Raw genomic sequence first — 854 nt, forward strand, 5'->3', positions numbered from 1 at the left:
GGGCCGTCGCCGCCGTCGTCGCCGAAGACGATCTCGACAGGCGACCCGGCCGGGTTGGCCGCCTGGCCGAAGATCAGATCCAGATCGCCCGCCATGCCCGCCCTTACGTCAGCGCCGAGGCGGCCAGAACCACCAGCCCGCCGGCCAGCAGCAGCGGGCTGTCGTCGCCCTCGGGCGTAGTGCCGCCGACCACGCGGAAGTCGCCACCGTGGTCGGCATCCGTCACGCTGCCTTCGCTGACCACGATGCCGGATGCGCCGATCCACACGCCCCAGCGCGGCACGCCCGCGACCATCACCAGCGCCCCGCCGGCGTCATCGGCATGCCACACCAGGGCGCCGTTGACGATGGAGGCGCAGGGCTTGGCGAGCACGATCTCGGCCTGCGGCGTGCCACCCGCGGCCCCGGCAATCGTCGTCGGCCGGGCGGTGGTGTGCAGCCGCACCCGGGCCCGGCCGCTGCCGGCGTCCGCGCGCGCGATCGTGGCCTCCAGCTGCGCGAGCGCGACCTCGGGGCCGATGCGCCAAGTACTCATGGTTGCGCCTCCAGCCGGTTGGCCGCGACGGGCCGGTAGTTGCCGGCCTGGTCCTCGGCCAGCACCAGCCACTGGTGGGCCATGGCGATGCCCTCGAACTCAAACGCGCCCGTAGCGGCATCGCTCCACGTCTCGCGCGCCAGCAGCTTGTCGCGCTGGCGCAGCAGCACCACGCGCGCCCGGGTGGGCAGGTTGGTGACGCCCTTGACCTTGGTGGTGCCCCAGATTCGAGCGCGTCCGCCGAACTCCATATCGCGCGCGATCCGCTCGATGGCGGAGGCCTGCAGGCGAGTGATCGCCCCCTGCACCGCGCCAATGG

Annotated in this window: 1 protein-coding gene and 1 pseudogene; both read right to left on the reverse strand. The window is 73.3% G+C overall.

Translation table 11 applies throughout. The features are described 5' to 3' along the window. Positions 1-103: 103 nt before the first annotated feature. Positions 104-535, reverse strand: a complete 432-nt coding sequence (locus AVAK2825_RS24730; protein WP_284403125.1) for a hypothetical protein — start codon at positions 533-535, stop codon at positions 104-106. Further along, positions 532-854, reverse strand: a pseudogene (locus AVAK2825_RS24735) (LamG-like jellyroll fold domain-containing protein); the annotation flags it as partial. The gene AVAK2825_RS24730 and the pseudogene AVAK2825_RS24735, both read right to left, overlap by 4 nt.

The sequence above is a fragment of the Acidovorax sp. SUPP2825 genome, from assembly GCF_030158995.1.
Lineage (GTDB): Bacteria > Pseudomonadota > Gammaproteobacteria > Burkholderiales > Burkholderiaceae_C > Paracidovorax.